Origin of the sequence: Pseudomonas sp. 5C2, assembly GCF_034314155.1 — a bacterium.
Lineage (GTDB): Bacteria > Pseudomonadota > Gammaproteobacteria > Pseudomonadales > Pseudomonadaceae > Aquipseudomonas.
The window spans coordinates 2514830-2539828 of the sequence record NZ_JAVIWH010000002.1; the positions used below are offsets into that span (position 1 = coordinate 2514830).

At 57.0% G+C, this 24999-nt stretch carries 29 protein-coding genes; 17 read left to right on the forward strand and 12 right to left on the reverse strand.

Annotation, left to right across the window (positions count from 1 at the left end; all coding sequences use genetic code 11):
- Positions 1-56: 56 nt before the first annotated feature.
- From RGU44_RS12270 to RGU44_RS12295, 6 genes are all read left to right on the forward strand, one after another.
- Entirely contained in the window at positions 57-491 is a 435-nt protein-coding gene (locus tag RGU44_RS12270; protein ID WP_322217337.1) for a tellurite resistance TerB family protein, read from the forward strand.
- 2 nt (positions 492-493) lie between these two features.
- On the forward strand, positions 494-664 hold the full coding sequence (locus RGU44_RS12275) for a hypothetical protein (protein WP_322217340.1): 171 nt from the start codon (positions 494-496) through the stop codon (positions 662-664).
- Between the two features lie 854 nt (positions 665-1518).
- A complete protein-coding gene (locus RGU44_RS12280; protein ID WP_322180662.1) occupies positions 1519-1806 on the forward strand; it encodes a hypothetical protein in 288 nt (95 codons plus the stop codon).
- Positions 1803-2117: a hypothetical protein gene (locus RGU44_RS12285; RefSeq protein ID WP_322180664.1), complete on the forward strand. Its 315-nt coding sequence runs from the start codon at positions 1803-1805 to the stop codon at positions 2115-2117. Before RGU44_RS12280 ends, RGU44_RS12285 begins: the two co-directional genes overlap by 4 nt.
- Positions 2118-2211: 94 nt before the next feature.
- A complete protein-coding gene (locus tag RGU44_RS12290; protein WP_322180666.1) occupies positions 2212-2559 on the forward strand; it encodes a hypothetical protein in 348 nt (115 codons plus the stop codon).
- Positions 2560-2599: 40 nt separating this feature from the next.
- On the forward strand, positions 2600-3415 hold the full coding sequence (locus RGU44_RS12295) for a DUF2303 family protein (protein ID WP_322180668.1): 816 nt from the start codon (positions 2600-2602) through the stop codon (positions 3413-3415).
- A gap of 90 nt (positions 3416-3505) precedes the next feature.
- Here RGU44_RS12295 and RGU44_RS12300 read toward each other — a convergent pair whose 3' ends face one another.
- A complete protein-coding gene (locus tag RGU44_RS12300; protein WP_322180670.1) occupies positions 3506-3718 on the reverse strand; it encodes a hypothetical protein in 213 nt (70 codons plus the stop codon).
- Between the two features lie 96 nt (positions 3719-3814).
- Here RGU44_RS12300 and RGU44_RS12305 point away from each other — a divergent pair, with 96 nt between their 5' ends.
- Positions 3815-4069 (forward strand): hypothetical protein, encoded by a 255-nt coding sequence (locus RGU44_RS12305; protein WP_322180672.1) that lies wholly within the window; start codon positions 3815-3817, stop codon positions 4067-4069.
- Positions 4070-4461: 392 nt separating this feature from the next.
- On the opposite strand, the gene RGU44_RS12310 is transcribed toward RGU44_RS12305, so the two are convergent.
- Positions 4462-4944 (reverse strand): hypothetical protein, encoded by a 483-nt coding sequence (locus RGU44_RS12310; RefSeq protein WP_322180674.1) that lies wholly within the window; start codon positions 4942-4944, stop codon positions 4462-4464.
- Between the two features lie 47 nt (positions 4945-4991).
- Here RGU44_RS12310 and RGU44_RS12315 point away from each other — a divergent pair, with 47 nt between their 5' ends.
- Positions 4992-6923, forward strand: a complete 1932-nt coding sequence (locus RGU44_RS12315) for a DNA cytosine methyltransferase (protein WP_322217344.1) — start codon at positions 4992-4994, stop codon at positions 6921-6923.
- A gap of 58 nt (positions 6924-6981) precedes the next feature.
- Here the strand turns inward: RGU44_RS12315 and RGU44_RS12320 are convergent, their stop codons facing one another.
- Entirely contained in the window at positions 6982-7260 is a 279-nt protein-coding gene (locus RGU44_RS12320; protein ID WP_322180678.1) for a hypothetical protein, read from the reverse strand.
- Positions 7261-7355: 95 nt separating this feature from the next.
- On the opposite strand from RGU44_RS12320, the gene RGU44_RS12325 reads away from it, so the two are divergent.
- Entirely contained in the window at positions 7356-7994 is a 639-nt protein-coding gene (locus RGU44_RS12325) for a hypothetical protein (RefSeq protein WP_322180680.1), read from the forward strand.
- A 58-nt stretch (positions 7995-8052) separates the two neighbouring features.
- Here RGU44_RS12325 and RGU44_RS12330 read toward each other — a convergent pair whose 3' ends face one another.
- Positions 8053-8331: a hypothetical protein gene (locus tag RGU44_RS12330; RefSeq protein ID WP_322180682.1), complete on the reverse strand. Its 279-nt coding sequence runs from the start codon at positions 8329-8331 to the stop codon at positions 8053-8055.
- Between the two features lie 127 nt (positions 8332-8458).
- Between RGU44_RS12330 and RGU44_RS12335 the strand changes: the two genes are divergently transcribed.
- The 6 genes from RGU44_RS12335 (at position 8459) to RGU44_RS12360 (ending at position 16329) form a co-directional block, all read left to right on the forward strand.
- On the forward strand, positions 8459-9757 hold the full coding sequence (locus RGU44_RS12335; protein WP_322180684.1) for a hypothetical protein: 1299 nt from the start codon (positions 8459-8461) through the stop codon (positions 9755-9757).
- Between the two features lie 261 nt (positions 9758-10018).
- Positions 10019-11209 carry a tyrosine-type recombinase/integrase gene (locus RGU44_RS12340; RefSeq protein WP_322180686.1) on the forward strand — a complete coding sequence of 397 codons (1191 nt, stop codon included), beginning with the start codon at positions 10019-10021 and terminating at the stop codon, positions 11207-11209.
- 36 nt (positions 11210-11245) lie between these two features.
- Positions 11246-13018 carry an N-acetylglutaminylglutamine amidotransferase gene (locus tag RGU44_RS12345; RefSeq protein WP_322217347.1) on the forward strand — a complete coding sequence of 591 codons (1773 nt, stop codon included), beginning with the start codon at positions 11246-11248 and terminating at the stop codon, positions 13016-13018.
- A gap of 3 nt (positions 13019-13021) precedes the next feature.
- Positions 13022-14770 carry an N-acetylglutaminylglutamine synthetase gene (ngg, locus tag RGU44_RS12350; RefSeq protein ID WP_322217350.1) on the forward strand — a complete coding sequence of 583 codons (1749 nt, stop codon included), beginning with the start codon at positions 13022-13024 and terminating at the stop codon, positions 14768-14770.
- 25 nt (positions 14771-14795) lie between these two features.
- Positions 14796-15992, forward strand: a complete 1197-nt coding sequence (locus RGU44_RS12355; RefSeq protein WP_322180692.1) for an osmoprotectant NAGGN system M42 family peptidase — start codon at positions 14796-14798, stop codon at positions 15990-15992.
- A gap of 109 nt (positions 15993-16101) precedes the next feature.
- Positions 16102-16329, forward strand: coding sequence for a YheU family protein (locus RGU44_RS12360; protein WP_322217352.1), 228 nt, complete (start codon positions 16102-16104; stop codon positions 16327-16329).
- 6 nt (positions 16330-16335) lie between these two features.
- Here the strand turns inward: RGU44_RS12360 and csrA are convergent, their stop codons facing one another.
- The 4 genes from csrA to RGU44_RS12380 all read right to left on the reverse strand — a co-directional run bounded on the left by csrA (position 16336) and on the right by RGU44_RS12380 (position 18440).
- On the reverse strand, positions 16336-16530 hold the full coding sequence (csrA, locus tag RGU44_RS12365) for a carbon storage regulator CsrA (protein WP_322217354.1): 195 nt from the start codon (positions 16528-16530) through the stop codon (positions 16336-16338).
- Positions 16531-16708: 178 nt separating this feature from the next.
- Positions 16709-17041, reverse strand: a complete 333-nt coding sequence (locus tag RGU44_RS12370) for a YnfA family protein (protein ID WP_322180698.1) — start codon at positions 17039-17041, stop codon at positions 16709-16711.
- Between the two features lie 99 nt (positions 17042-17140).
- Complete coding sequence (locus RGU44_RS12375) at positions 17141-17956, reverse strand: SDR family oxidoreductase (RefSeq protein ID WP_322180700.1); 816 nt, start codon at positions 17954-17956, stop codon at positions 17141-17143.
- A gap of 106 nt (positions 17957-18062) precedes the next feature.
- The gene (locus RGU44_RS12380; protein WP_322217357.1) at positions 18063-18440 is read right to left on the reverse strand and encodes a DUF2784 domain-containing protein; all 378 of its coding nucleotides are present in this window, start codon (positions 18438-18440) and stop codon (positions 18063-18065) included.
- 146 nt (positions 18441-18586) lie between these two features.
- Between RGU44_RS12380 and RGU44_RS12385 the strand changes: the two genes are divergently transcribed.
- Entirely contained in the window at positions 18587-18745 is a 159-nt protein-coding gene (locus RGU44_RS12385; RefSeq protein ID WP_322180704.1) for a DUF3309 family protein, read from the forward strand.
- 122 nt (positions 18746-18867) lie between these two features.
- Here RGU44_RS12385 and RGU44_RS12390 read toward each other — a convergent pair whose 3' ends face one another.
- The 3 genes from RGU44_RS12390 to RGU44_RS12400 all read right to left on the reverse strand — a co-directional run bounded on the left by RGU44_RS12390 (position 18868) and on the right by RGU44_RS12400 (position 21941).
- Entirely contained in the window at positions 18868-20526 is a 1659-nt protein-coding gene (locus RGU44_RS12390) for a cation acetate symporter (RefSeq protein ID WP_322180706.1), read from the reverse strand.
- Positions 20523-20834 (reverse strand): DUF485 domain-containing protein, encoded by a 312-nt coding sequence (locus RGU44_RS12395; RefSeq protein WP_322180708.1) that lies wholly within the window; start codon positions 20832-20834, stop codon positions 20523-20525. The genes RGU44_RS12390 and RGU44_RS12395 overlap by 4 nt, the downstream gene beginning before the upstream one ends.
- 252 nt (positions 20835-21086) lie before the next feature.
- The gene (locus RGU44_RS12400) at positions 21087-21941 is read right to left on the reverse strand and encodes a glycine betaine ABC transporter substrate-binding protein (protein WP_322180710.1); all 855 of its coding nucleotides are present in this window, start codon (positions 21939-21941) and stop codon (positions 21087-21089) included.
- Between the two features lie 369 nt (positions 21942-22310).
- Here RGU44_RS12400 and RGU44_RS12405 point away from each other — a divergent pair, with 369 nt between their 5' ends.
- Positions 22311-23864, forward strand: coding sequence for a glycosyl hydrolase family 17 protein (locus RGU44_RS12405; protein ID WP_322217359.1), 1554 nt, complete (start codon positions 22311-22313; stop codon positions 23862-23864).
- A gap of 572 nt (positions 23865-24436) precedes the next feature.
- Here the strand turns inward: RGU44_RS12405 and RGU44_RS12410 are convergent.
- A complete protein-coding gene (locus RGU44_RS12410; RefSeq protein ID WP_322180714.1) occupies positions 24437-24808 on the reverse strand; it encodes a hypothetical protein in 372 nt (123 codons plus the stop codon).
- Between the last annotated feature and the right edge of the window lie 191 nt (positions 24809-24999).

The window sequence follows — 24999 nt, forward strand, 5'->3', positions numbered from 1 at the left end:
CTAAAACGCCGGAGCGATCGGGCGTTTTGGGATGACCACCAACCAGAGGTAACACCATGTTAGGCAAATTGTTCGGCAAGAAAACCGGTCAGGCTCGCGCCGCAGTGGCCAAGCTGGCAAACCGCGACCTGATGGAGGCTGTGGTTTATGGAGCGATCTACGTCGCCGCAGCTGATGGCGACCTCGAAGAAAGCGAACTGAGCAAGGTCGAGACCATTCTCAGCAACAACCCATCGCTACAAGGCTTCGGCGCCGAGCTGTCGAACACCATCGACCGCGCCAAGACTGACTTCAAGTCAGGTGCACGCATCCTGCGCCAGAACGCCGAGAAAGAACTTGGCGACCTGGCTCACAGCCCAGCCGAGGCACTGACCGTGCTCAACATCATGCTCACCGTGGCAGAAGCTGACGGCGAGATCGAGCCGGCAGAAATGGTAGCGCTTGAGCGTAGCGCCAAGTTGCTTGGGCTCAACCTCAAAGACCACCTGTAACCGTGCTTGGCGCGCTCAGCAACAAGGTACGGCGCTGGGCAGCCTTCGGGCTTGCCGGTGGCGTGGTGTTCGTCGACTCGGCAAGTCGCATCTTCTCAATGATAGGAGACCTGATCTTGGTGTCGCTTCTGCTGATAGTGCTGATGACCGGAAAGACCAAAGAGAAAACGTAACGAGGGCGACAGCATGTTCAAGTTTTTGGCCAGGCTATTCAGCCGCAAGCCACCAGAAGCGATTCAAGCGAAACCGGAAACAAGGCAGGCGACTACACCAGTCAAGCCAACCCCACGGCCAACAGTTCGAACTGCATCACCCGTGCCGCCTCCGCCAATACGGCGTGGCGATTCACCTCGGGCCATGCCAGCAGCAGATCGGAGAAACGTCGACGACACGCTCAGCAACCCGCTAAATCCGGAGAACACCATGATTTACAGCGCAAGCGACGACACGCCTTCACGCTCGCACTGTAGCGGGTACAGCGGCGGCGACAGTTACAGCAGCAGTGACAGTTCGAGTTGTTCGTCGAGCGATAGCAGCTCTTCCAGCTCAAGCAGCAGCGACTGATCAACCAGCGCCACGTCAGCCTGACGTTAACTGCCCGAGCACCTGGTACTCCCCAGCACCAGGCCGCATCGGAGTGTGATCTGTTTTGAAGTCCGCAGCAGGACGAGGATGAAGCCAGCGATCAAGCAGCCCCTGGCGGTGAGCTTTTGTAGCGTTGCGAGTTGAACGGCGGGCTGTTGAAGCGACCGCACCTCCGATCAGATCACACCCCGATGCGGACGAAATCGCGGCCTATAACCGCCCACCTTCATCAACTCCGAACAACCCTAAGAGGATTTACAGCCATGTAAACGTCAATTACCGGGTCCGCCATATGCGCGCCAGGTCAGGTTCACATACGGAGGTGTTAGTGAGCCAAACAGAGCCCAGTTACGACTGGGCTTTTTATTGCCCGCATTTATTCGAATACGCGCTCAGGTCGAGCAAGCATTCGAATAGACGTGAACCAACAAGAGGATCAGCCATGCACCCATCAATTCAGCAGAGAGTGGACGGCGTTAAAGCCCTTCACGTCCGCTCCAGTATCGCCACAGCAGCTTTCTACGCCTTGATTGGCAGGGACGCACCTGCACAAGCCGTTCGCTATCAGGTCACGACCAAGGGCCCGAAGGCATACCACATCATCGAGCTGTCGACCGGCAAGGTGAAGGGATTCCGGTTTAGCTGGAAGGATGCGGTCAACTTCGCTCAGCAGCTTGAGGCAAAAGCCGACGGCGTCGTTGTTGTGTTGTCGGAAGGTGCACAGCAATGATCGGCGTACCAATGCCTGACCCTCGGCACAAGACCATCGCTGACCTCAGCGCCCAGATCGACTACTTCCTTGCTACCGGCAAGAAGATTCAGGACATACCGCGCGGCGTCAGCGCCAGCGCGACATTCTCCGGTACCACCACCTACTCCGAAAAGCTTAGGGCGCGGCGCGATGCCAAAGCACCTGAACTGAGAAAGCATGCCGATGCCGGGCTGACCGTTGCGGAAGCAGCAAAGGCCGTGGGCATCCACGTAAAAACCGTAGCCCTTATTGCCAGGGAAAACGGCTTCACCTTCAGCAAGAAGACTTGATGCGCCGGATCAACACCAAAGTGCACCGCCGTCGTCGACAACCTCAACTCAATCTTCCACCCAGCGGGCTCAACGCCCTCCCGGAGAATCATCCATGCCCATCGCAACCGATACCGCCGAGTTCCTCGAGGAGCTGAATGGCGGCGCCTTCGCCAGCCAGATCGGCCACGCCCTTTCCGAAGTCGCCGCCGGTGTCGTTGACCACGGCAAGGTCGGGAAGCTGGTCATCACCCTGGACTTCGCCCAGATCGGCGAATCGAGCCAGGTGAAAATCAAGCACAAGCTCGACTACAAGGTGCCAACCAAGCGCGGTACCCGCAGCGAGAACACCAGCCTCGACACGCCGATGCACGTTGGCAGCGGCGGCAAGATAACGCTGTTTCCTGAGAAGCACGCCCAGCTGTTCAGCAAAGACCAGGCCCCGGTAATTCCCCGCACCTGATCATCCGCAATGCCCTCCCTTCCACATTGAGATTTGACGAATGTCCCTCACCCCTGAAGCAATTCAACTGATCACCAACACCGCGCTGATCGCCACCGGCAAACCGCTGGGTACGTTCATGCCGACCGCCATTCTTCCGGAAGGCGCCAAGATCTTTGACCTGGAGCGCTTCGCCGCTGGCCGCAGCCGCTTCCGTGGCACCTTCTCCACAAACTCCCTGCTGGACTTCGGTAAGTACGTCACCGACCGAGCCGTGGTAAATGCTCAAGGCTTCATTGATCAGGACGAAATGTCCTGCCTGGTGATGTTCAACATCGGCGACGCCGCGAACCCTGGTCACGCCGACGACCGCGCGGCGCTGAAGCTAAAACCCACGGCTGGTTACAAGGCAGTTCGGGAGATTGGCGGGCGCACCCTATCGCAGAGGGAATTGAGCGACTGGATCGAGGACTGGAACGCGTCGCTGACGGCTGTCGGTGAGGACCTGCAGGACATCAGTATCGTGAAGGCGATCGCAGCAGTGCGCACCATCACCATCAAGGCATCGTCGGAAAGCGATCATACCGTGCGTGAGACCGGCGCCAGCCGCAGCGCGATGGACGCTATCGAGGCCAGCAGCAAAGAAACGCTGCCTACTTCCTTGGTGTTCTCGGTGGTGCCGTTCGAAGGCCTCAGCGTGCGCGAAATCGTGCTGCGTATCTCGGTCATCACCAGCGGCGCGCAACCAGCGCTGAAGCTGCGCTGGATCGGCGAAGAGGTTCAGCGCGAGGAGATCGCCCAGGAGTTCAAGTCGGTGCTCGAAGCTCAAGTAGGTGAGGCGGCCAAGCTGGCACTTGGCACATTCAGCCCGAACTGACCCTCAGCGGCGCCCAATTGTAGATGGGGCGCCCCTCCCTTGCTCATCATTCAGAAAGAACCTAGCGACGAGATAATCGAGCAGAACTGATCAGCGGGACGAACTTTCAAAACTTCCAGGCAGCACAGGCGACCATTTTCCCTTTTTTTTCTTGGCTTTATTTCGGCGTTTATTGCTGGTCTTACGCATCAGAGCGGACAACGCCTCTTCCGGTGTGATCGCGAATTTCTCTGACACACCATTTAGCTTCACGCCTTTCAGGCGGCTAACCAGTATCTCTTGCTGCTCAAGCTTCGACTTCATCCGTGAACCTCAACATTGAAGGGTTTCCGACTCTATAGCACACCACCCACTGTCGCATCCGGTCACGGAGGGCGGCGCCTAACTGGAAATCCCCTCATGTTCCGAAAAACATTCGAGGCACCAGGAACTTTTGATGCTTGGAAAGCGGCACGAAAATGGCTAGAAGAAAACGGCTACAGCTGCAGCGACACTTCTGCGATGCATCCCGTGGCTGTGCTCAAGGGCGACTGGTTAATTGCGAAATGGAAGAACCTCACGAAAAAGGAAATCGCCCAACTCGACGGCATGGTCGATGGCAATTTCCGTGACGGGCCAGTCACGGTGACGCTGAAGGTCGAGCCAGCCGCCTAACTCTTCCTCACCTATTGCACCGAATGCAGTGACAAATCAGTGCTTTCTGCTTTTCCCCAAGCCGAACGCCCCGATGGTTGTAGTTTCCGTTGGCGCTTTGAAATCGCCTCTGCTGAATTCAGGTTCGCTTCCAATCAGGCACTTTATCCGCTTCTCGCGGATTTTGGCTGGAAGCATTGATGCCATAACTTTCGCGCACTTGATTACGTGATTTTCCCAACGAGCCGCTCGGATTGATTGCTGACAGCCAGGGCAAAGTTTTAGCGGTTTCGCCGTCGATTTCATCAGTATTCTCGCTTCAGGTGGAGCTGAACACAAATACCCCACTTCTACGAATCACGACATTCAAAATAGTGGGGAAGGTTGATTTGGGCTGAACGCAGCGAGTCCATTTAAGAAATACGATTGATCTCTTCGAGTAGTCGATTGCGTGCCAGAAAAATAAGCCTATACCACTTATCGTGTTCACTGCTCCCAAAATACAGCTCGATTCTGGGTTCGCCTTCAATTGACGACTCAGCAGCTTGAAGTGCGTCACGGATAGTAGATACCGGTTCAATCAAAGAGGCGTGCGGCAAACTCATCAAATCGATTTTTTTGAAGATCGATGAAACACCGACGAGCATTCTCGCCGCATCGCGTACGGTGATTTCTGCGGGATTTGGTTTTGCTGCCCTGAGCGCTCTATCGGAAATGACCTTCAAAAACTCGCAGTCGCGCTCGAATCTTATTCGTTCATTTTTAAGCTGCTCGCGTTTTTGACTTGAGGCCACGCGTACCGCAACTAGGATTGCAAGTATCGATCCTAGAGCCTGGACCCAAGACGCCAGGCCCGGGTGATGCTCAATCCAGTAAGAAATACTTTCCCAGCTCATAACCCACTCCCCTGCAGATCCCGGAACTATACCGGCGAGGATCCCCTATGTCCGCTTACCAGAAGAAACACCCCTTTGATTTCAAAACTCAGTACGGCCTTGGCTTCAACCCGCAAGACGATGAAATCCTGGTGGACTTCTTCTGTGGTGGCGGTGGCGCCGGTACCGGGCTGGAAATTGGCCTTGGCCGCGCAGTGACCGTGGCAAAAAACCACAACCCCGCAGCGATCAGCATGCACACTGTCAACCACCCGCATACCAGGCACTACACGACTGATGTGTTCGAGGGTGATCCCGACACCGAATGCGGCGGCAAGGCTGTTGGCTGGTTCCATATGTCGCCAGACTGTACGCATCACAGCCAGGCAGCCGGTGGCCAGCCGCGCAAGCGCGAGATCCGTAACCTGTCATGGATTGGCCTCAAATGGGCCGGCAAGAAGCAACCTCGGGTGATCAGCCTGGAGAACGTGAAGCAGATCCTTCAGTGGGGTCCGCTGATTGCGAAACGATGCAAAGACACTGGGCGCGTCGTTAAACTGGGCGGCGGTGTCGCTGTACCAGGTGAGGCCGTTCCGCTCGAGCAGCAATTCCTGATACCCGATCCGAAACGCAAAGGCCAGACCTGGTCGCGATTCGTTGCCGAGCTGCAGGGCATGGGCTACGTCGTCGAATGGCGCGTGATCAAGGCCTGCGACTTCGGCGCGCCGACCAGCCGTGAGCGCCTATTCATGATTGCTCGGTGTGATGGCCAGCCAGTCGTATGGCCAGAGCCAACCCATGCGAAGAAACCGGCAAAGGGTCAGCTTCCATGGCGCACCGCCGCCGAGTGCATCGACTTCAGCGACTTAGGCAAAAGCATTTTTGGACGGAAGAAGGATCTGGCACCCGCCACGCTCCGCCGTGTAGCGAAGGGCATGAAGAAGTTCGTCATCGACAACCCGAAACCTTTCATCGTGCCGATCGCGAACTGGTCGACCGAGACAGTGCAGTCGATGGATGAGCCGTTGCGCACTATTACCTCCTACCCGAAAGGCGGCGCGTTCTCCGTTGTCAGCCCGATCATCGCGCCAGCAACCCACCAAGGCAGCGACCGGATCAACGATCCGCTTGAACCGCTTCCGACGATCACTTGCGCCAACCGCGGCGAACTCACACTGATCAGCCCTACCCTGATCCAAACCGGTTACGGCGAGCGCAATGGTCAACAACCGCGAGTTCCGGGGCTTAACCAACCGCTCGGTACCGTTGTTGCTGGTGGCGTTAAGCACGCTCTGGTCAGCACCTTCATGGCGCAGATGAACGGCGGTTTCAATACCACCGACGCCAAGGGCGTCGATGAGCCCATGACCACCGTGACGAACACCGGCAGCCAACAGCAGCTGGTTGCCGCCAACCTGGTGCACTTTCGCGGTAACTGCGATGCCCGGGATCTGACCGAGCCTCTGCACACTGTAAGCGCAAGCGGAACTCACCACGGCCTGGCCAGTGCATTTCTCGAGCGCCAGTTCGGCGCCAGCATCGGCCAGTGCATTGACGAGCCAGCGCCAACTATTACGGCGGGCGGCGGCGGGAAGAGCTCTCTGGTTTCATTCCAGCTTTCACCCGAACACGAAGAAGGTGCCCTGCGGGTTGCGGCATTCCTGATCAGCTACTACGGTACCGAGAACATGAGTGGACTCAACAAGCCAGCGCCAACCATAACCACGAAGGATCGACTGGCCTTGGTCACCGTGATGGTGAAGGGGACGCCTTACGTGATCGTCGACATCCGCCTTCGGATGCTGCAACCGGCTGAGCTGTACCGAGCGCAGGGATTTCCCGCCGACTACATCATCGACAAGGGCGCAGACGGCAAGCCGTTCACCAAGACCCAGCAGGTGCACATGTGCGGTAACAGCGTCAGCCCTCCGCCTATGGCTGCGTTGGCCCGGGCGAACGATCCATGGCGAGCAACTCAGAGTCAGGCAGCCGCAGCCTGACCCACACTCTCCTATTGCGCAGAAAGCCGTAGCACTATCATTTCAACGAATCACGCAACTACCTGACATCTACCCAACCAAGAACATCAGAAAGATCGGCATAGAGACTAATAAGTTTGGATGCCAGGTCAATGCCGTGCAGCTTTGCATCTCTGAAGGTCTGCCACTCGCCAGTCGTTTCGCCGAGCTTTGCGTAACTCTCTCCATCCTTCACCCAAATGACAATTCCGATAGGCGCCACGCTTTTCGGGTCACCCCAGACGAAATCAATCTTTGCTTGCTCTCCAGTTGGATGGATGTAATCCACTGGATAGGGCCTTGCTGCATCTGAATGCATATCGTTCTCCCTGATCTGGATCCATGCTGAATTACATCAATAGACCACAACCTAAAATCACGCCAGTCCGGGCATGACCCGGTATAGGACGCCCCATGCCCACAGAAAACAAAATCGCTGAGCCACTGAAGGTTGAGCGTTCGACAGTGACGAAGCTGGTGATCACTGGCGCACCTCGGCTCGACCCGATCACCGTGTTCCTCGAGGACTTCGGCCGCCGCGATTGCCCGACCGAATCGAACCCGAACTATCAGACCGCCCAGGGCAAGATCACCATCAACTGCTGGGATAAGAGCTGGAACGCCTACTGGGGCGGGATGGGACCGCGCACTGTTTCAGAGTTCGTCGTCAACTGCGGCTGGGACTACGTCTTGAACTGCCTGGATCGAGGGATCAGCAGCACGCGATTCAACGGTGACGCGCTCCATACCTTCGCTAAAAAGTGCATCGTCCAGCGCCGTCGCCAGCAGACCGGGCGCCACGAATGGGAACTTGGCGAACTGAGCAAAAGCGAGGCCCGCGAGCTTTGGAATGATATCGGTGTTCTGAGTAACATCGAGACGCCAAACGAATGCTGGCATCACGGTAAGCCTCTGACAGAGCTATTCGGTGATGAATGGCATTACTCACTTGATGGTAATGCCATCGAGGAAAACCACGATTTCACATATCTGCGCCGTATCGTCGAAGCGGTACAGCAAGCGCTCGCAGAACCCGTTGCCACAGCCACATAACCTGGCCTCACCTATTGCGCTAAACGCCGGAGCGCTACCATTCCAACGAATCACATCACTACATGGCATCTGCAAAGCCAAGTACATTAGAAATACCAACATAGAGGCCGATCAATTGGAATGCCAGCTCAAAACCACGCGCCTTCGCCTCTCCAAAAGTCGACCATTTTCCAGTCGACTCACCGAGCTTTACATAACTCTCCCTATATTTGATAAGAATAATAATTCCGATAGGAGTCATGCTTTCCGGATCGCCCCAGACAAAGTCAATCTTTGCTTTCTCTCCGTTTGGATGGTCGTAATCCATCGGATAAGGCCGTTCTACACCTGAATGCATATCGATCTTCCTGATTCAGATCCGCGCTGAATTACAGCAATAGACCATAGCCTCAAGTCACGCCAGTCGGTGCACCAAACCCCTCCCCCAATTCAAAGTCAGCCGCTATAGCGGTAAGGACGAAGTCATGCCTGAAGAAACCGTTTTGATTCAACCTCTGCCAGTCAAGCGCGATGAAATGGGCTTCTGGACCCACCCAGCGTGGCCGCGCGATGGCGATGAAGACGCAATCCCGATGACCTGGTTCGCGGAGCACGGTCTTGAAGCCCTCTGTTTCGAGATGGAAAGCGACGGTCCGGAAGGTCTTTTCGAAACTTGGGCTGATGAAGGTCTCTGCGACTGCACTGCATGGGTGCCTAGCAACCCTGCTGGCGATGGCTGGTTCATCTTCTCTATCCACGATACCGAGGACGGACCGATCTGCGTATGGGTTCGACATGTGCCAAGCCTGCAGCATGAAATCGACGCAGTTGCAGCGGGCAAAGATTTCTGCGGGGCCTGCGGCGATGGCTGCGGCTCTTGCAAGGTGGACGAAGAAAGTCCATCGGCAATACCGTCCATTCCCAACAACCAGCACCCCACCATCTGTATTTACCACGGCAATTGTGCTGATGGGTTCGGCGCTGCCTGGGTCGTTCGCCGTGCCATGGTTGGGCGCGACATCGAGTTCTTTCCGGCAACGCACGGCCATCGCGCTCCCGACGTGACTGGCAAGAAGGTGATCATTGTCGATTTCTCCTATCCACTCGAAACGTTGATGGTCATGGCAGAAACGGCCGAATCTGTACTGGTGCTTGACCACCACAAGACTGCGCAGGCCGATCTAAAGGAAATACCTGCTGCTGGGCCTCACCACAAATACCATCAGGTGGCACCGCGACTGCACGCACTGTTCGATATGAACCGGTCAGGCGCTGGCATCGCTTGGGACTATTTCTTTCTCGGCGAACCCCGTCCGGCGCTGATCAACCACATCGAGGACCGCGACCTCTGGCTGTTCAAGCTGGACGGCACTCGCGAAATACAAGCAAGCCTGTTCAGTTTCCCTTACGACTTCGATGTTTGGGACGCGCTTTTTGAGGGTGACATTGAAACGATGCGGGCCGAAGGGGTGGCAATTGAACGCAAGCACCACAAGGACGTCGCGGAATTGGTCGGGGTGGCCAAGCGCCGGATGATGATCGGTGGCCATGACGTGCCAGTGGCAAACCTGCCGTACACGCTGACCAGCGATGCTGGGCACCTGATGTCTGCGGGCGAGCCCTTCGCCGCCTGCTACTGGGACACGCCGGAAGGCCGATCCTTCAGCCTGCGCAGCTCTGATGCTGGTGAGGATGTCTCAGCAATCGCCCGGCAGTATGGCGGTGGCGGTCATCGCAACGCCGCCGGCTTCCGCGTTCCGTTCGGCCACATCCTGGCTATCTAACCCCTCCCTACCTTCTGCCGCCATAGGGCGGCATGGAGATACACCATCGCGCCCGATACGGGCAGAGGTAGCCAACATGGCCGCAGCCGAAAACCTGCACGAAGACGCAGGGCACGACAAGATCACTGAAAAACGGATGGGAGAGTTGGTGGGGTGTACTGCGAAGGCGCTCCAACGCAAGCGGGAGAAGGGAGTCATCCCCAACTGGGTGTGGATGAAGATTGATGGTCGGATTATTTACAGCAAACGGAGATACGAGGAATGGGTAGAAAGCCTATGGACCTGCCAGCCGGGGTCGAGCTTATCGGGCAGTCAATCCGAATTCGTTTCTCCTGGAACAAGAAGCGGTGCTGTGAGACGCTCCCCCTCCCCCAAACTGCGAAAGGAATCTCAGCAGCAGCGAATTTACGTGCTCAAGTAAAGGGCCTAGACAAGCTCGGCGCTCTCACGCCAGAGAAGTATGCCGGGCTGTTCCCTAATACGCGCAGCGTGGCCGTGCAAGATCAAGTCGCACCTATTTTCTTTGACTACGCCCAAGACTGGTTAGACAGCCTCCAGATCGTCGACGGCACTCGCAGAAACTACAGGTCGGCCCTGCAAGTTTATTGGATTCCGTATCTAGCCAAAATGCCTATCGACACCATCACGTCGGTCAGATTACGCAAGATCATGAACGAGATTGAATGGACCTCGCCGGTGAGGCGCAAGGGCGTGGTCGGCTTATTGGTGTCGATATTCCAACAGGCCATGATCGACGAAATAGTTACCCGAAACCCAGCCCTGTCTATCCCCGGCGCGAAAGTTCCGAAGCGTGACGTTGACCCGTTTACGAAGGAAGAAGCAGATCTCATCATCGCCCACCTGTACAAAACGACGAGCGGATTGACCGCAATCTACGCGGCCTATTTCGAGTTTTGCTTTTACACAGGGATGCGCCCGGGTGAGGTGATGGCGCTGCGCTGGAGCGAACTCGATACCCGCAAAAAAACCGCACATGTTTGCCGAATTCAGATCCGTGGAATCATCGAGGATCGGACCAAAACGAAGAGGCCACGCACAGTTTTATTGAACGATCGCGCTTTGCACGCACTCGAAAAGGCTAGACCACTCACAGCGGCGCGCTCTGATTATGTTTTCGCGCCGAGCGGAACAGGTGAGAAATCGGAGTTGTACATACGCTCTGAGACTGGTCAAAAACGTTACTGGCTTACTGCTTTGCGGAAATTAGGAATTAGACGCCGCAGGATGTACGACACCCGCCACACGTACGCAACGATGTGCTTGATGGCCGGCATGAACCCGGCATTCATCGCCGCGCAACTCGGGCACAGCGTACAAGTGCTGCTTTCTACATACGCCAAGTGGATCAGCTCGCCGAACGATTGGGCAGAGCTTGAGAAGCTGAAAATGTTGGAAAGTGGTACGAAAGTGGTACGAGTAAAAAGCCAGTGATGCCAATTGTGCCGAAACACATAGGGTTTAAGCACCATGTGCGGATTAGCTGGAGAGTTACGTTTCGACCATCAACCGGCAGACATCGCGGCGGTTGAACGGATCACCCATCATTTGGCCCCTCGCGGCCCGGACGCCTGGGGTTTTCATAGCCAGGGACCTATTGCCCTCGGTCACCGTCGACTGAAAATCATGGACCTGTCCGAAGGCTCGGCACAGCCCATGGTCGACAATCAGCTGGGGCTGGCGCTGGCGTTCAACGGTGCCATCTACAATTTCCCGGAACTGCGCGCTGAACTGGAAGCACTCGGCTATCCGTTTTATTCTGGCGGCGACACCGAAGTGCTGCTCAAGGGCTACCACGCCTGGGGCGTCGATCTGCTGCCCAAGCTCAACGGCATGTTTGCCTTCGCCATCTGGGAGCGTGACACCCAGACCTTGTTCATGGCTCGCGACCGACTGGGTGTAAAGCCACTCTACCTGTCACACACCGACAAGCGCCTGCGGTTTGCCTCATCGTTGCCTGCGCTGCTCAAAGGCGGCGATATCAGCCCGATGCTCGACCCGGTCGCCCTGAACCACTACCTGAATTTCCACGCCGTGGTTCCAGCGCCGCGTACCCTGCTCGCGGGCATTGCAAAACTGCCACCTGCTAGCTGGATGCGCATCGACGCCAGCGGCAAGACCGAACAGAAAGTGTGGTGGCATCTGCCCTATGGCCCGCATGCCGACGAAGCGAATCTGACCCTCGAAGACTGGAGTGACCGGGTGCTGGACAGCACCCGTGATGCGGTGGTGATTCGTCAACGTGCAGCGGTGGATGTCGGCGTTCTGCTGTCTGGCGGCGTCGACTCCAGCCTGCTGGTCGGCCTGCTGCGGGAAGTCGGGGTCAAGGAGCTGTCGACCTTTTCCATCGGTTTTGAGGATGCCGGCGGCGAACGCGGTGACGAATTTCAGTATTCGGATCTGATCGCCAAACACTACGGCACTCAACATCACCAGTTGCGCATCAACGAAAGCGAAATCATCGAGCAGTTGCCTGCGGCGTTCCGTGCCATGAGCGAACCGATGGTCAGCCATGACTGCATTGCCTTCTATCTGCTCTCGCGAGAGGTGGCCAGGCACTGCAAAGTGGTGCAGAGCGGGCAAGGTGCCGATGAGCTGTTCGCCGGGTATCACTGGTACCCACAAGTGGACGGCGCCAGCGACCCTTATGCGGCCTATCGCGCAGCGTTCTTCGACCGCACGTATGACGAATACGCCGCCACCGTGCAGCCCCAGTGGCTGACCGCCAATGACGCAGCCGGCGACTTTGTCCGCGAGCATTTCGCCCAACCTGGGGCCGACGCCGCTGTGGATAAAGCACTGCGTCTGGACAGCACGATCATGCTGGTCGATGACCCGGTGAAACGTGTCGACAACATGACCATGGCCTGGGGTCTGGAAGCGCGTACGCCGTTTCTCGACTATCGCCTGGTCGAACTGTCGGCCCGAGTACCGGGGCGCTTCAAGTTGCCCGATGGCGGCAAGCAGGTACTCAAAGAAGCGGCGCGAAGGGTGATCCCGGCCGAAGTGATCGACCGCAAAAAAGGCTATTTCCCGGTGCCGGGGCTCAAGCATTTGCAGGGCGACACGCTGAATTGGGTACGCGACCTATTGCTCGACCCGAGTCAGGACCGAGGCCTGTTCAACCCGGCCATGCTCGACAAACTGCTGACCGATCCCGAGGGCGAATTGACCCCCTTGCGCGGCTCCAAGCTATGGCAGCTCGCAGCGCTGAACCTGTGGCTCAGCGAACAAGGACTTTGATCGATGAAACACAATGCTTCGGCTTTTAGCCAACGCCTGTTGCGCGGCCAGGCGCCCTCTTATGAGCGCCTGCAAGCACGCTTCGCGGAAGACGGCAGCGAGCCTGACGCCCAACCTCTGGCCCTGCATTGCGGCTGGGGCCGGCTGCTGATCGGGCACACCTATCCTGACCCGGCGACGCTGGCTGACGACTTGCTCAATGAGAAGCTCGGCGAGCGTGACATCGCCCTGTATGTCGCGGCGCCCCAGCAGGTGCTGGCGCAATCGCCACAACAGCTGTTCCTCGACCCGTCCGATACCTTGCGCCTGTGGTTCAGCGATTACCGTCCGGCACAGCGGGTGTTTCGGGGTTTTCGTATTCGCCGTGCGCAGAACGATGCGGATTGGCAGTCGATTAACAACCTGTACCTGGCGCGGGGCATGCTGCCCATCGCCCCTGCCCTGCTGACCCCGCGCCATCAAGGTGGGCCGGTGTACTGGATTGCCGAAGATGAGAGCAGCAATGCCGTGATCGGCAGCGTGATGGGCCTCAACCATCAAAAAGCCTTTCATGACCCGGAGAACGGCAGCAGCCTGTGGTGCCTGGCCGTTGACCCGCAATGCACCCGGCCGGGTGTGGGCGAAGTGTTGGTGCGGCATTTGATCGAGCACTTCATGAGCCGTGGCTTGAGCTACCTTGATCTCTCGGTGCTGCATGACAACCTGCAAGCCAAAAACCTGTACGCCAAGCTTGGTTTCCGCAACCTGCCGACCTTCGCCATCAAACGCAAGAACGGTATCAATGAATCCTTGTTTCTCGGGCCAGGACCACGAGCAGACTTCAACCCGTATGCGCGAATCATCGTCGAAGAGGCCCATCGACGTGGTATCGACGTACAGGTCGATGATGTCGACGCCGGCCTGTTCACCCTCAGTCATGGCGGACGTCGTGTGCGCTGCCGTGAATCCCTGAGTGACCTGACCAGCGCCGTCAGCATGACCCTGTGTCAGGACAAGAGCATGACCCACCATGCACTCAAGGCCGCAGGCTTGAATTTGCCGGCCCAGCAATTGGCGGGCAACGTCGATGACAATCTGGATTTTCTGAACGAGCACGGGCAGATCGTGGTCAAGCCGCTCGATGGTGAACAGGGTCATGGCGTCGCCGTGGACCTGCGCACGATTGAAGACGTCCAGAATGCCATCGAGCGCGCCCGCCCGTTCGACAGCCGGGTGTTACTCGAGAGTTATCACCCGGGACTGGACCTGCGCATCGTGGTGATTGGCTTCGAGGTGGTGGCAGCCGCTGTCCGCAGACCGGCCGAAGTCATCGGTGATGGTCACCATGCAATTGGCGCGCTGATAGAAGCGCAGAGCCGACGCCGTGAGGCCGCTACATCGGGAGAAAGCCGTATTCCGCAAGATGAAGAAACCCTACGCACAGTGCGCGACGCAGGGTTCGACTACAACACCGTGTTACCACCGGGTGAGCGCCTGGCGGTCCGACGCACCGCCAATTTGCACACCGGCGGTTGCCTGGAAGACGTCACGGCAATCCTGCACCCCGTACTCGCCGATGCGGCCGTACGGGCGGCCCGAGCGCTGGACATTCCGGTGGTGGGCCTGGATTTGATGGTGCCCGCTGCCGACCAGCCGGAGTACGTGTTTATCGAAGCCAATGAACGGGTCGGCCTGGCCAACCATGAACCGCAACCGACCGCCGAACGTTTCGTCGACCTGCTGTTTCCACACAGCCTGCCTGCACACAGCTAACCGCATCGCTTCAGGAGCGCCCCTCATGACCCCTGCAAAAATCCTCGAACCGGATCTGAATTACCTGCAGAAAGTCCTGCTGGAAATGCTCGCGATCCCCAGCCCAACCGGGTTCACCGACACCATCGTGCGTTATGTCGCCGAACGCCTGGAAGAACTGGGCATTCCCTTTGAACTGACCCGGCGCGGGACCATTCGCGCCACCTTGAAGGGTAAGCAAAATAGCCCCGACCGTGCCGTCTCGGCACACCTGGACACCATCGGCGCCAGCGTACGAGCGGTGCAGGACAATGGGCGCCTGTCCCTCGCGCCGATAGGGTGCTGGTCGAGCCGTTTCGCCGAAGGCAGCCGGGTCAGCGTATTCACGGACACCGGGGTGATACGCGGCAGTGTCCTGCCCTTGATGGCGTCAGGGCATGCGTTCAACACGGCGGTGGATGAAATGCCGATCAGTTGGGACCATGTCGAGCTGCGTCTGGATGCCTACAGCACCACCCGTGCCGACTGCGAATCGCTGGGCATCGGCATCGGCGACTTCGTCGCGTTCGACCCCCTGCCAGAGTTTACTGAAAGCGGGCATATCAGCGCGCGACACCTGGACGACAAGGCTGGCGTCGCGGCCCTGCTGGCTGCACTTAAAGCAATTGTCGACAGTGGCGCCGAGCCGTTGATCGACTGCCATCCGTTGTTCACCATCACCGAAGAAACCGGTACCGGCGCGGCAGGCGTGCTGCCGTGGGATGTCAGTGAGTTCGTCGGGATCGATATTGCCCCGGTCGCCCCAGGTCAGCATTCCAGCGAACATGCAGTGAGTGTCGCGATGCAGGACTCAGGAGGCCCTTACGACTACCACTTGTCACGGCACCTGTTGCGCCTGGGAGCCGAGAACGAACTGCCGGTACGCCGGGATTTATTCCGCTACTACTTCAGCGATGCGCACTCTGCCGTCACGGCCGGGCATGACATTCGCACCGCCCTGCTCGCCTTCGGCTGTGATGCGACCCATGGGTATGAACGCACCCACATCGACAGCCTCAGTGCCCTGAGCCGTCTGCTGGGCGCCTACATGCTCAGCCCGCCGGTGTTCGCCAGCGATGCACAGCCGGCGAAAGGGTCGCTGGAGCGTTTCAGCCATCAGCTCGAACATGATGCCCAGATGGAATCCGACACCCGGGTACCGGCTGTAGAGAGCTTGATCGGTCAGCGCACCGAGGAGGTTTGAGGCATAGGGCGGTGGGAAACCTCCTGCCGCCCGGATGGAAGCATCGTCCTGGGATGTAGCCTGCTGACCTCAACCGCGCTAGCATCGCGGGAATTCATGCGAGAACCCCATGCTGATCCCCTACGACCAACTTGAAGCCGACACCCTTACCCGTCTGATCGAAGATTTCGTCACCCGTGACGGCACCGACAATGGCGACGAGACACCGCTGGAAACCCGCGTGCTGAGGGTGCGTCATGCCTTGGGCAAGGGTCAGGCGGTGATCGTATTCGAACCGGAAAGCCAGCAGTGCCAACTGATGCTCAAACACGACGTGCCCAAGGAATGGTTCGGCTGATACCGGTCACGCCGTGGGCTCCGGGTCTTGCTCCGCCAAACGACTGGCGATGCGTCTGAAGACTTCCGCTCGATTGATTTTGATGTGCTTGGGTGCGGTAATTCCCAGCCGGACCTGATTGCCGTTCACGCTCAGAATTTGCACGGTGATGTCATCACCAATTGAAAAGGTCTCTCCAACTTCTCGCGTCAATATAAGCATTCTCCCTGCCCTCTTTTGTTACAAAGAGCAAAGACTGCACGGCGAAATCGGCCTCTTCAATGCATCTGCAGTAAATCAGTAATGCCCTTCATTCCGGCCAGACCGATCCTACGGAATAGGGCCACATGGCGATCAAAACCATAGGAGAAGTCAGCAACGCAGACAGGTTTTGGGTTTCTCAGGCGTTAGAAAATCGTGGGCCGAACAAGATGATGCTGGCGCCGATTACGCAGAGTGCGGCGCCCAGCCAATCGGACGTCAGTGGCCGAACCCGCTCGATCAGCCCCAGCCAACCAATGGATGCAACGATATAAATACCACCATAAGCCGCATAGGCACGTCCGGCGTATGTGGCTTCGATTCGGGTCAACAGCAACGCAAACAGTGTCAGGCTGAGCAGCGCCGGCAGCACCCATAACACGCTCTTGCCCATGCGTAACCACATCCAGAATGCATAACAACCGGCGATCTCGAACAACGCCGCAAGAAAAAACCACAGATAGTTGAGCACGTCGGCATCTCGTCAAGGTTGCTGGGGCAGATGCCGGCAACCCTAACTGCATGCTGGAGGCGGAGCAAGCCTTCGCGAAAACAGTGGCATGCGATCTACTTACTCGCGACCCGGCTTTGCCTTGGCGCGCATTTTTTCGGCCATGGAAATCATCTCGTCGTAGAGCATCTGCGGATTCTTCTGTTTCAGCTGCCAGGCCATGCGTCCTTGCTCGTGGGGCAGGATCATGAATTCGCCTTGGGCGACATGCTCAAAGATGTAGTCGGCAATATCGCTGGCGGTGATTGGCGAGCTTTCCAGCAGTTTGCCAACCTGGGCTTTCATCGCCGGGGTTGGACCACGGAAAGAATCGAGCAGGTTAGTCTGAAAAAACGACGGGCATACCACGTGAACACTGACTTCCTGTTGATGCAGTTCGACCAGCAGGCTTTCCGACAGCGCCACGACGCCGGCCTTGGCCACGTTGTAGTTGCTCATGGCCGGGCCCTGCATCAAGGCGGCCATTGACGCGATATTGATGATCTTGCCCTTGCTCGTTTCCAGCAACGGTAAAAACGCCTTGCAGCCCTTGACGACGCCCATGAGGTTGATCGCGATCTGCCAATCCCAATCCTCCAGCGACAGCTCGCTGAAAAAGCCACCGGAGGCAACGCCCGCGTTGTTGACGATAACGTCTATGCCGCCAAACTTCTCTTCGCACGCTTGGGCGAAGGCCGTCAGCTGGCTGTAATCCCGCACATCACAGCGTTGGATAAAACCGTCGCCGCCAACCTCGCGTACTGACTTAAGGGTTTCCTGCAAGCCAGGCTCATTGACGTCCGACAACGCCAACTGCCAGCCTTCACGGGCCCAGCGCAGCGCGATTTCGCGACCCAGGCCTGACCCGGCGCCGGTGATCATCATGCGATTTTGCATAGGGGAATGCCTTGTTGTTCCGGGGAAGATGAGTCGCAGTGTAGCGAAGGTCATCCCCGTAACACCTCACCATCCAATTGCTGAATACCAAGGGCAAACCCACGGCTTATAAGGCGTTGCGCTGACGCCAATGACGTCTTATCAAGCAGAAATAAACCACCCCATTGATCACCACAACCCCAGCGCCTAACCACAACTGGGTCTGCGGCGTAAGCCCCGCAGGGTAGATCAGCGGAATCAGGTAATGCTCGATAAACCCACCGCTGAAACCTTGATCACCCGCCTTCACGCGCAACTCGTTTTCCAGCGGTGTAAGCGGGCAGTACAGATGACATATCTCGACAGCCGCGCCCCATGCAACCGCCGGAAGGTGCAGTGCAATAAGCCAGCGCCAACGTATCGCCAGTAATCCACCGAACAAGGCAAAGAGAATAAACAGCACATGCATGAGGACAACGGCATCGGCGGCGATGTGATAAAGCACAGTTCTGCCCCCCCATGAAATATTACGACACAGACCACGGACTTTTTTCAAACAGCCGCAGTCGGATCATTTAAGCAGCACACACTTTACGCATTGGGCGTTAACTGCGTGAACTGCAGAAGCCACTCACCAAGAGGGAACTCGTCATGGGCATCGGCACAATTCTTATCATCATCCTGATCCTGCTGCTCGTTGGCGGCCTGCCGGTATTCCCGCACTCCAGAAACTGGGGTTATGGGCCATCGGGCATCATCGGGACTGTTTTGATCATTCTGTTAATCCTGGTCCTGCTCGGCAGGATCTAGTCCGCTGGCTGCAGAACGCCCCGCTTTATAGCGGGGTTTTTTATGGTTCAGCAAAAATAACCGTTTTCACGTCCATAAAAAAAGCAGCCCGAAGGCTGCTTTTTTCATGACATCAACAGACGTTAGTGAGCGACGGCGCCGGTGGCACCCAAGCCAGTCTGCGAGCGGACAAATTGCGGGAAGAACAAGGCACGTTCTCCCTCTGCCGCTTTGGACTTGTCGGTGATGGAGAAGAACCAGATACCGATGAACGCGATGGCGATGGAGAACAGCGCCGGGTATTCATACGGGAAGATGGCTTTCTCGTGGTGCATGATCGTTACCCAGATGGTTGGGCCAAGGATCATCAAACCTACTGCGCTGACCAAGCCCATCCAGCCGCCAATCATGGCGCCCCGGGTGGTCAAGTTTTTCCAGTACATGGACAGCAACAGGACAGGGAAGTTACAGCTTGCCGCGATGGAGAACGCCAGGCCAACCATGAACGCGATGTTCTGGTTTTCGAACAGAATGCCCAGGAAGATAGCCAGAACACCCAGTGCGAGAGTGGTGATCTTCGATACCCGAATCTCATCTTTCTCGTTGGCTTTGCCGCCCTTGATTACACTGGCATACAGGTCGTGAGACACCGCTGTTGCGCCAGCCAGGGTCAAACCTGCAACCACTGCCAGGATGGTAGCGAACGCTACCGCAGAGATGAAGCCCAGGAACAAGCTGCCACCGACTGCATCGGCCAGGTGAATCGCCGCCATGTTATTACCGCCCAACAGCGCGCCAGCAGCGTCTTTGAAGGTCGGATTGGTGCTTACCAACAGGATCGCGCCGAAGCCGATGATGAAGGTCAGGATGTAGAAGTAGCCGATGAAGCCTGTTGCGTAGAGCACCGACTTGCGAGCTTCTTTAGCGTCGCTCACGGTGAAGAAGCGCATCAGGATGTGTGGCAGGCCAGCGGTACCGAACATCAGTGCCAGACCCAGAGAGAACGCAGACACAGGGTCTTTCACCAAGCCACCCGGGCTCATGATCGCTTCACCTTTAGGGTGAACTTTGATCGCCTCGGAAAACAGGGTGTTGAAATCGAAGTTAACGTGCTTCATGACCATGATTGCCATGAAGGTTGCACCCGACAGTAGCAACACCGCTTTGATGATCTGAACCCAGGTAGTCGCCAACATGCCGCCAAACAGGACGTACATGCACATCAGGACACCCACCAGAATCACCGCGATGTAGTAGTCCAGACCGAACAGAAGCTGAATCAGCTTGCCGGCACCGACCATTTGCGCGATCAGGTAGAACGCAACCACCACCAGAGAGCCGCAGGCAGACAGCGTGCGAATCTGGGTCTGACCTAAGCGATAGGATGCCACGTCAGCGAAGGTGTATTTACCCAGGTTACGCAGGCGCTCGGCGATCAGGAACAGAATGATCGGCCAACCCACCAGGAAGCCGATCGAGTAGATCAGGCCGTCGTAGCCGGTGGTGAACACCAGCGCGGAAATCCCCAGGAATGATGCTGCCGACATATAGTCGCCAGCAATCGCCAGACCGTTTTGCAGACCGGTAATTTTACCGCCCGCCGAGTAATAATCTGCCGCCGACTTGGTGCGTTTGGACGCCCAGTAGGTGATGCACAGGGTGAAGCCGACAAACACCACAAACATGGCAATAGCAGCAACGTTCAGCGGTTGTTTTTGCACTGCACCGGTAAGCGCTTCAGACGCCCACAGAGTCGGTGCGAACACAGCAAGGCCAAGGGCCGTTAGTAGTCGCCGGATCATTGTTGGGCCTCCTTCAGAATCGCTTTGTTCAGGTCATCAAATTCACCGTTCGCACGGTATACATAGATCCCGGTGAGGATAAACGCTGAAAGAATCAGCCCGACCCCTATCAGGATCCCCCACGTGATTGATGATTCAGGGCTGATTTTGCCCCCGAGAACCTGTGGCGCATAAGCGATTAAAAAGATAAAGCCCGCATACAACCCAAGCATGATCGCTGAAAGAATCCAAGCGAACCGCTCTCTTTTTGAGACCAGCTCCTTAAAAAGGGGGCTGTTTTGAATCGAGATGTAAATGCTGTCGTTCATTATTTTTGTCCTCGCAGCACAGATGAGTTTGAACGAATTACACTTTAGTCTGGTCCTGAGCGCACTCCAGACGACCTTAGTATTAGAACGACATTAGCTACGATGCGCGACGACGCACGCTTATTTGAATAAAGCAGGGGGATGATTAAGCGAGAGGGCGCGGATGGCGGGCAGTTATAGTCAGGCAAAAGGCCATCTTGCAGGAATGCAAGATGGCCTTGAAAGGTGCGACGTAGACGCGTTTAAGCGCTTTTACTTAGTCCACTCGGCAACACGTTCCGGGTGCTTGGCAACCCAGTCTTTCGCGGCGACTTCAGGCTTGGTGCCGTCCTGGATCGCGAGCATGACTTCACCGATTTCATCCTTGGAGTTCCAGGAGAATTTTTTCAGGAAGGCCACCACTTCAGGTGCCTTTTTCTCTAAACCCTTGCTGCCGATGCTGTTCACTGTCTCGGCTGCGCCATAAACGCCTTTTGGATCTTCAAGGAAGCGCAGTTTCCACTTGGCAAACATCCAGTGCGGAACCCAGCCAGTGACGGCAATGGACTCATGCTTTTCTTCAGCGCGGGTCAACTCGGCAATCATTGCAGCGCCGGAACTGGCCTGCAATTTGTAGCCCTCCAGGTTGTAGTCCTTGATCGCTTGATCGGTCTTCAGCATCACGCCTGAACCGGCGTCGATGCCCACGATTTTTTTCTTGAAGGAGTCATCGGTTTTCAGGTCGGCAACACTTTGCGCTTTGACGTATTCCGGGACGATCAGACCAATTTTGGCATCTTTGAAGTTAGGACCGTAGTCGACAACCTTGTCCTTGTTCTTGGTCCAGTACTCGCCGTGCGTGACTGGCAGCCAGGCCGACAGCATCAGGTCGAGTTTACCGGTCGCAACGCCCTGCCACATGATCCCGGTCGCAACCGGCATCAGCTTGACGTCATAACCAAGCTTCTGCTTGATCACTTCAGCCGCCACATGGGTCGTGGCAACGCTGTCAGACCAACCATCGACATAGCCGATGCTAAGCGTTGATTTAGTTTCTGCAATCGCCAGCGTGGAGCTGATCGCAAGTACCAGAGCGGCACCTGCGCCAAGGATTCGTCGAATCTTCATCGTTACTTCCCCGAAAGTGCTAGGCCCGACGACATGTCGAGCATGTTTAACGTTGTTTTTAGGGACCGCAGTTCATGCCCGGCTTTGGAGCGCTGCCGCCCCTTCACGCTTCGCCTGTTCACCTGCACAGACACATTCACCGTGCTGGCACCTTGATAATCAACCTGCAGGGGGATGCCTCCTGCTCTGTCAGCGACCTCAAGGCACCGAGAAACGACATCACCAATCCATCAACGACAAACCACCCTAAATAAGTGGTCTAGTCCGCCCGAACTTTGCATGTCCCTCTTCAGGTCAGCGCCAAAGAGCTTCTCCTGCCCTGGAAAAATACAGGTAACATGCCGGCCTCAGCCCCATTACGGCCCCATCATGCCTGCGATTTCCCGCTTTCCCGTTGCACCTTATCTGTTCGCGTGTCTGCTTGGTCTGTTCGCCCTTTGCGGCTTCTGGTATGGACTGGGGAAGCCGGTGATTCTGCCGGACGCGGCCACGCCTACGCACAAATTGCAGTGCGCCTCGTACACCCCGTTCGACAAGGATCAATCCCCGTTCGACCAGCCCTTCAAACTTCGACCGGAACGGATGGATGCCGACCTGGCCCTGCTCGCCACCCGATTCCAATGCATTCGCACCTATTCCATGACCGGACTGGAAGCCATTCCGGCGCTCGCGCGCAAACACGGGCTGAAGCTGATGCTAGGCGCCTGGGTTAATGCCAATCCCGTGGACACCGCCAAGGAAGTCGATGCACTGATCGCTTCGGCCAATACCAACGCTGACGTGGTCACTGCGGTGATCGTCGGCAACGAAGCGCTGTTGCGCAAGGAAGTGACCGGCTCGCAGTTGGCGAAGCTGATTCTTCAGGTCAAGGGCCAGGTCAAACAACCGGTGACCTACGCCGACGTGTGGGAGTTCTGGCTGCAGTACCCGGAAGTCGCGCCTGCAGTGGATTTTCTGACCATCCATTTGTTGCCGTATTGGGAAGATGATCCCAAGGGCATCGACGACGCTCTGGAGCATGTCGCACAGATTCGTCAGATCTTCGGCAGTCGCTTTGCGCCCAAAGACATCGTGATCGGCGAGACCGGCTGGCCCAGCGAAGGTCGCCAGCGGGAAACCGCTGTGCCGAGCCGAGCCAACGAAGCACGATTCATTCGTGGTTTTGTCGCCATGGCCGAACAGAACGGCTGGCACTACAACCTGATAGAAGCCTTTGACCAGCCGTGGAAACGCGCCGCCGAAGGCGCGGTAGGCGGTTACTGGGGATTGTTCGATGCAGACCGCCAGGAGAAAGGCGTGCTCGCAGGCCCGGTTTCCAACCTGCCTTACTGGCCTTTCTGGCTGGCCGTCAGTGGGCTGTTATTCGCGATGACTTTGGCAGTTGCTGGCCGCGTGTCCACCACACGCGCGGCGGTGGTCTTACCGCTGCTGGCCGCGCTGGGTGCTTGCTGCGTCGGCAACTGGGGCGAGCTGGCACGGATTACTAATCGTTTTGCGGGCGAATGGGTCTGGGCCGTGCTGTTGGTTGGTTTGAATCTGCTGGTGCTGACCCATGCCGCGCTGGCGCTGTCGGCCAAAGACGGCTGGCGGGCTCGCGCATTCCTCTGGTTTGAGGCCCGCGCCGGTTGGTGGGTAACCGCCACGGGGTTCGCCGCAGCGGTGATGATGCTGGCCATGGTGTTTGACCCGCGCTACCGCAGCTTTCCCACGCCGACCCTGATACTGCCCGCCTTGTTCTATCTATTCCGGCCAGTGCGTGTTCCGCGCCGGGAAGTCGCGCTGCTGACGTTCATCGTCGGTGCCGGTGTCGCGCCGCAGTTGTTCCAGGAAGGGCTCGCCAGCCAGCAGGCATTGGGCTGGGCATTGGTCAGCCTGCTGCTGACCGCTGCGCTGTGGCGTTGTTTGCGGGTCCGTCACGCCTGAACAGGCTGGGAATGTACCCATTGTGTTACCGGCCACACAAAGGCCGGTACCCATTCGGGTAACACGGAAACAAATGCTGATGATTTTTATCGACCGCACCGATACGATTTTATTTAAGTTACTGATTTTAAAGGATTTCTATAAACTGGCACGGCTCATGCTATATCTCTTGCACAACAAAAATAAAAACAAAGCAGCAACCCAATAAAAACAATACGTATCGGCTCTGACATAACAAGAACAACACGGACAGAGACGCAGCTAACAGATTTTTTTGGAGTGGAAGGGCTTTACCGGGGTTTCGATCCCGCAACCGGGCAGAGAACAATAAAACTACCTCAGGTAGCTACCAACGGGTTGGGTCACATCAGTGATCAAAGCAAGTCAGCGCTCAAAAAAATACGTTTGCTCTTGATCCCCAATGGGATCGCACAAAACAGCAGTAAAGGGACAGGTCGCCAAAAACAAGAACAGGCCACCCTACAATAATAAAAAAAGAGCACGCAATACGATTAGAGGGGAGCTTCGGCTCCCCTCAGTGCTGTCTGGGGTTTGAGATTCTGGATGTTGAATCAACGCACAGCGCGCGGTGCTCTGACCAACCGCAACCCGGCAATCACTACGGCAAACACTGCAAGGCTCGCACTGTAGAGCACCAGCGCCGGAATCCCGAACAGCACCGCTAGCACTGCCAAACCCCATCCGGCCCGACCTGGCACACAAAAAGCGATGACCGATGTCACCAACGCCGCCCAGGCGATCACCCCGAAATGAATCATCAACCCAAGGCTCGAACGCATCTGGCATTCCCAGTTCAATGCCTCGTTGGCGCAGAGACCGACCCAGCGGGCATCCTCCATCAACGAATAACGTAAACCATAGCTGGCAGCGAGCCAGAGCGGCAGAACGATCAGCAGCACAATCAGTGGCAGACGGCGGGACATGCAATACTCCAGAAACCAACGCGGCCGAAACCGGAAACGGCGCCCAGCATAATCGCCCGACACCCTTATGCAAGGGGCTCCAGCAATAATAAGACTGGCTTTACTGTCAGTTAACGGTACAGAACGTGTATCGTCTCAAACCTATACACGGCGTTCGCTTGCAAGTACGGCACTTTGGCACTACCCCAGTG

Bases quoted from the DNA above. Each gene is read 5' to 3' on its own strand.
- RGU44_RS12270 (WP_322217337.1), top strand. From the start codon at position 57: ATGTTAGGCAAATTGTTCGGCAAGAAAACCGGTCAGGCTCGCGCCGCA.
- RGU44_RS12280 (WP_322180662.1), top strand. From the start codon at position 1,519: ATGCACCCATCAATTCAGCAGAGAGTGGACGGCGTTAAAGCCCTTCAC.
- RGU44_RS12285 (WP_322180664.1), top strand. From the start codon at position 1,803: ATGATCGGCGTACCAATGCCTGACCCTCGGCACAAGACCATCGCTGAC.
- RGU44_RS12290 (WP_322180666.1), top strand. From the start codon at position 2,212: ATGCCCATCGCAACCGATACCGCCGAGTTCCTCGAGGAGCTGAATGGC.
- RGU44_RS12295 (WP_322180668.1), top strand. From the start codon at position 2,600: ATGTCCCTCACCCCTGAAGCAATTCAACTGATCACCAACACCGCGCTG.
- RGU44_RS12300 (WP_322180670.1), bottom strand. From the start codon at position 3,718: ATGAAGTCGAAGCTTGAGCAGCAAGAGATACTGGTTAGCCGCCTGAAA.
- RGU44_RS12305 (WP_322180672.1), top strand. From the start codon at position 3,815: ATGTTCCGAAAAACATTCGAGGCACCAGGAACTTTTGATGCTTGGAAA.
- RGU44_RS12310 (WP_322180674.1), bottom strand. From the start codon at position 4,944: ATGAGCTGGGAAAGTATTTCTTACTGGATTGAGCATCACCCGGGCCTG.
- RGU44_RS12315 (WP_322217344.1), top strand. From the start codon at position 4,992: ATGTCCGCTTACCAGAAGAAACACCCCTTTGATTTCAAAACTCAGTAC.
- RGU44_RS12320 (WP_322180678.1), bottom strand. From the start codon at position 7,260: ATGCATTCAGATGCAGCAAGGCCCTATCCAGTGGATTACATCCATCCA.
- RGU44_RS12325 (WP_322180680.1), top strand. From the start codon at position 7,356: ATGCCCACAGAAAACAAAATCGCTGAGCCACTGAAGGTTGAGCGTTCG.
- RGU44_RS12330 (WP_322180682.1), bottom strand. From the start codon at position 8,331: ATGCATTCAGGTGTAGAACGGCCTTATCCGATGGATTACGACCATCCA.
- RGU44_RS12335 (WP_322180684.1), top strand. From the start codon at position 8,459: ATGCCTGAAGAAACCGTTTTGATTCAACCTCTGCCAGTCAAGCGCGAT.
- RGU44_RS12340 (WP_322180686.1), top strand. From the start codon at position 10,019: ATGGGTAGAAAGCCTATGGACCTGCCAGCCGGGGTCGAGCTTATCGGG.
- RGU44_RS12345 (WP_322217347.1), top strand. From the start codon at position 11,246: ATGTGCGGATTAGCTGGAGAGTTACGTTTCGACCATCAACCGGCAGAC.
- ngg (WP_322217350.1), top strand. From the start codon at position 13,022: ATGAAACACAATGCTTCGGCTTTTAGCCAACGCCTGTTGCGCGGCCAG.
- RGU44_RS12355 (WP_322180692.1), top strand. From the start codon at position 14,796: ATGACCCCTGCAAAAATCCTCGAACCGGATCTGAATTACCTGCAGAAA.
- RGU44_RS12360 (WP_322217352.1), top strand. From the start codon at position 16,102: ATGCTGATCCCCTACGACCAACTTGAAGCCGACACCCTTACCCGTCTG.
- csrA (WP_322217354.1), bottom strand. From the start codon at position 16,530: ATGCTTATATTGACGCGAGAAGTTGGAGAGACCTTTTCAATTGGTGAT.
- RGU44_RS12375 (WP_322180700.1), bottom strand. From the start codon at position 17,956: ATGCAAAATCGCATGATGATCACCGGCGCCGGGTCAGGCCTGGGTCGC.
- RGU44_RS12385 (WP_322180704.1), top strand. From the start codon at position 18,587: ATGGGCATCGGCACAATTCTTATCATCATCCTGATCCTGCTGCTCGTT.
- RGU44_RS12390 (WP_322180706.1), bottom strand. From the start codon at position 20,526: ATGATCCGGCGACTACTAACGGCCCTTGGCCTTGCTGTGTTCGCACCG.
- RGU44_RS12395 (WP_322180708.1), bottom strand. From the start codon at position 20,834: ATGAACGACAGCATTTACATCTCGATTCAAAACAGCCCCCTTTTTAAG.
- RGU44_RS12400 (WP_322180710.1), bottom strand. From the start codon at position 21,941: ATGAAGATTCGACGAATCCTTGGCGCAGGTGCCGCTCTGGTACTTGCG.
- RGU44_RS12405 (WP_322217359.1), top strand. From the start codon at position 22,311: ATGCCTGCGATTTCCCGCTTTCCCGTTGCACCTTATCTGTTCGCGTGT.
- RGU44_RS12410 (WP_322180714.1), bottom strand. From the start codon at position 24,808: ATGTCCCGCCGTCTGCCACTGATTGTGCTGCTGATCGTTCTGCCGCTC.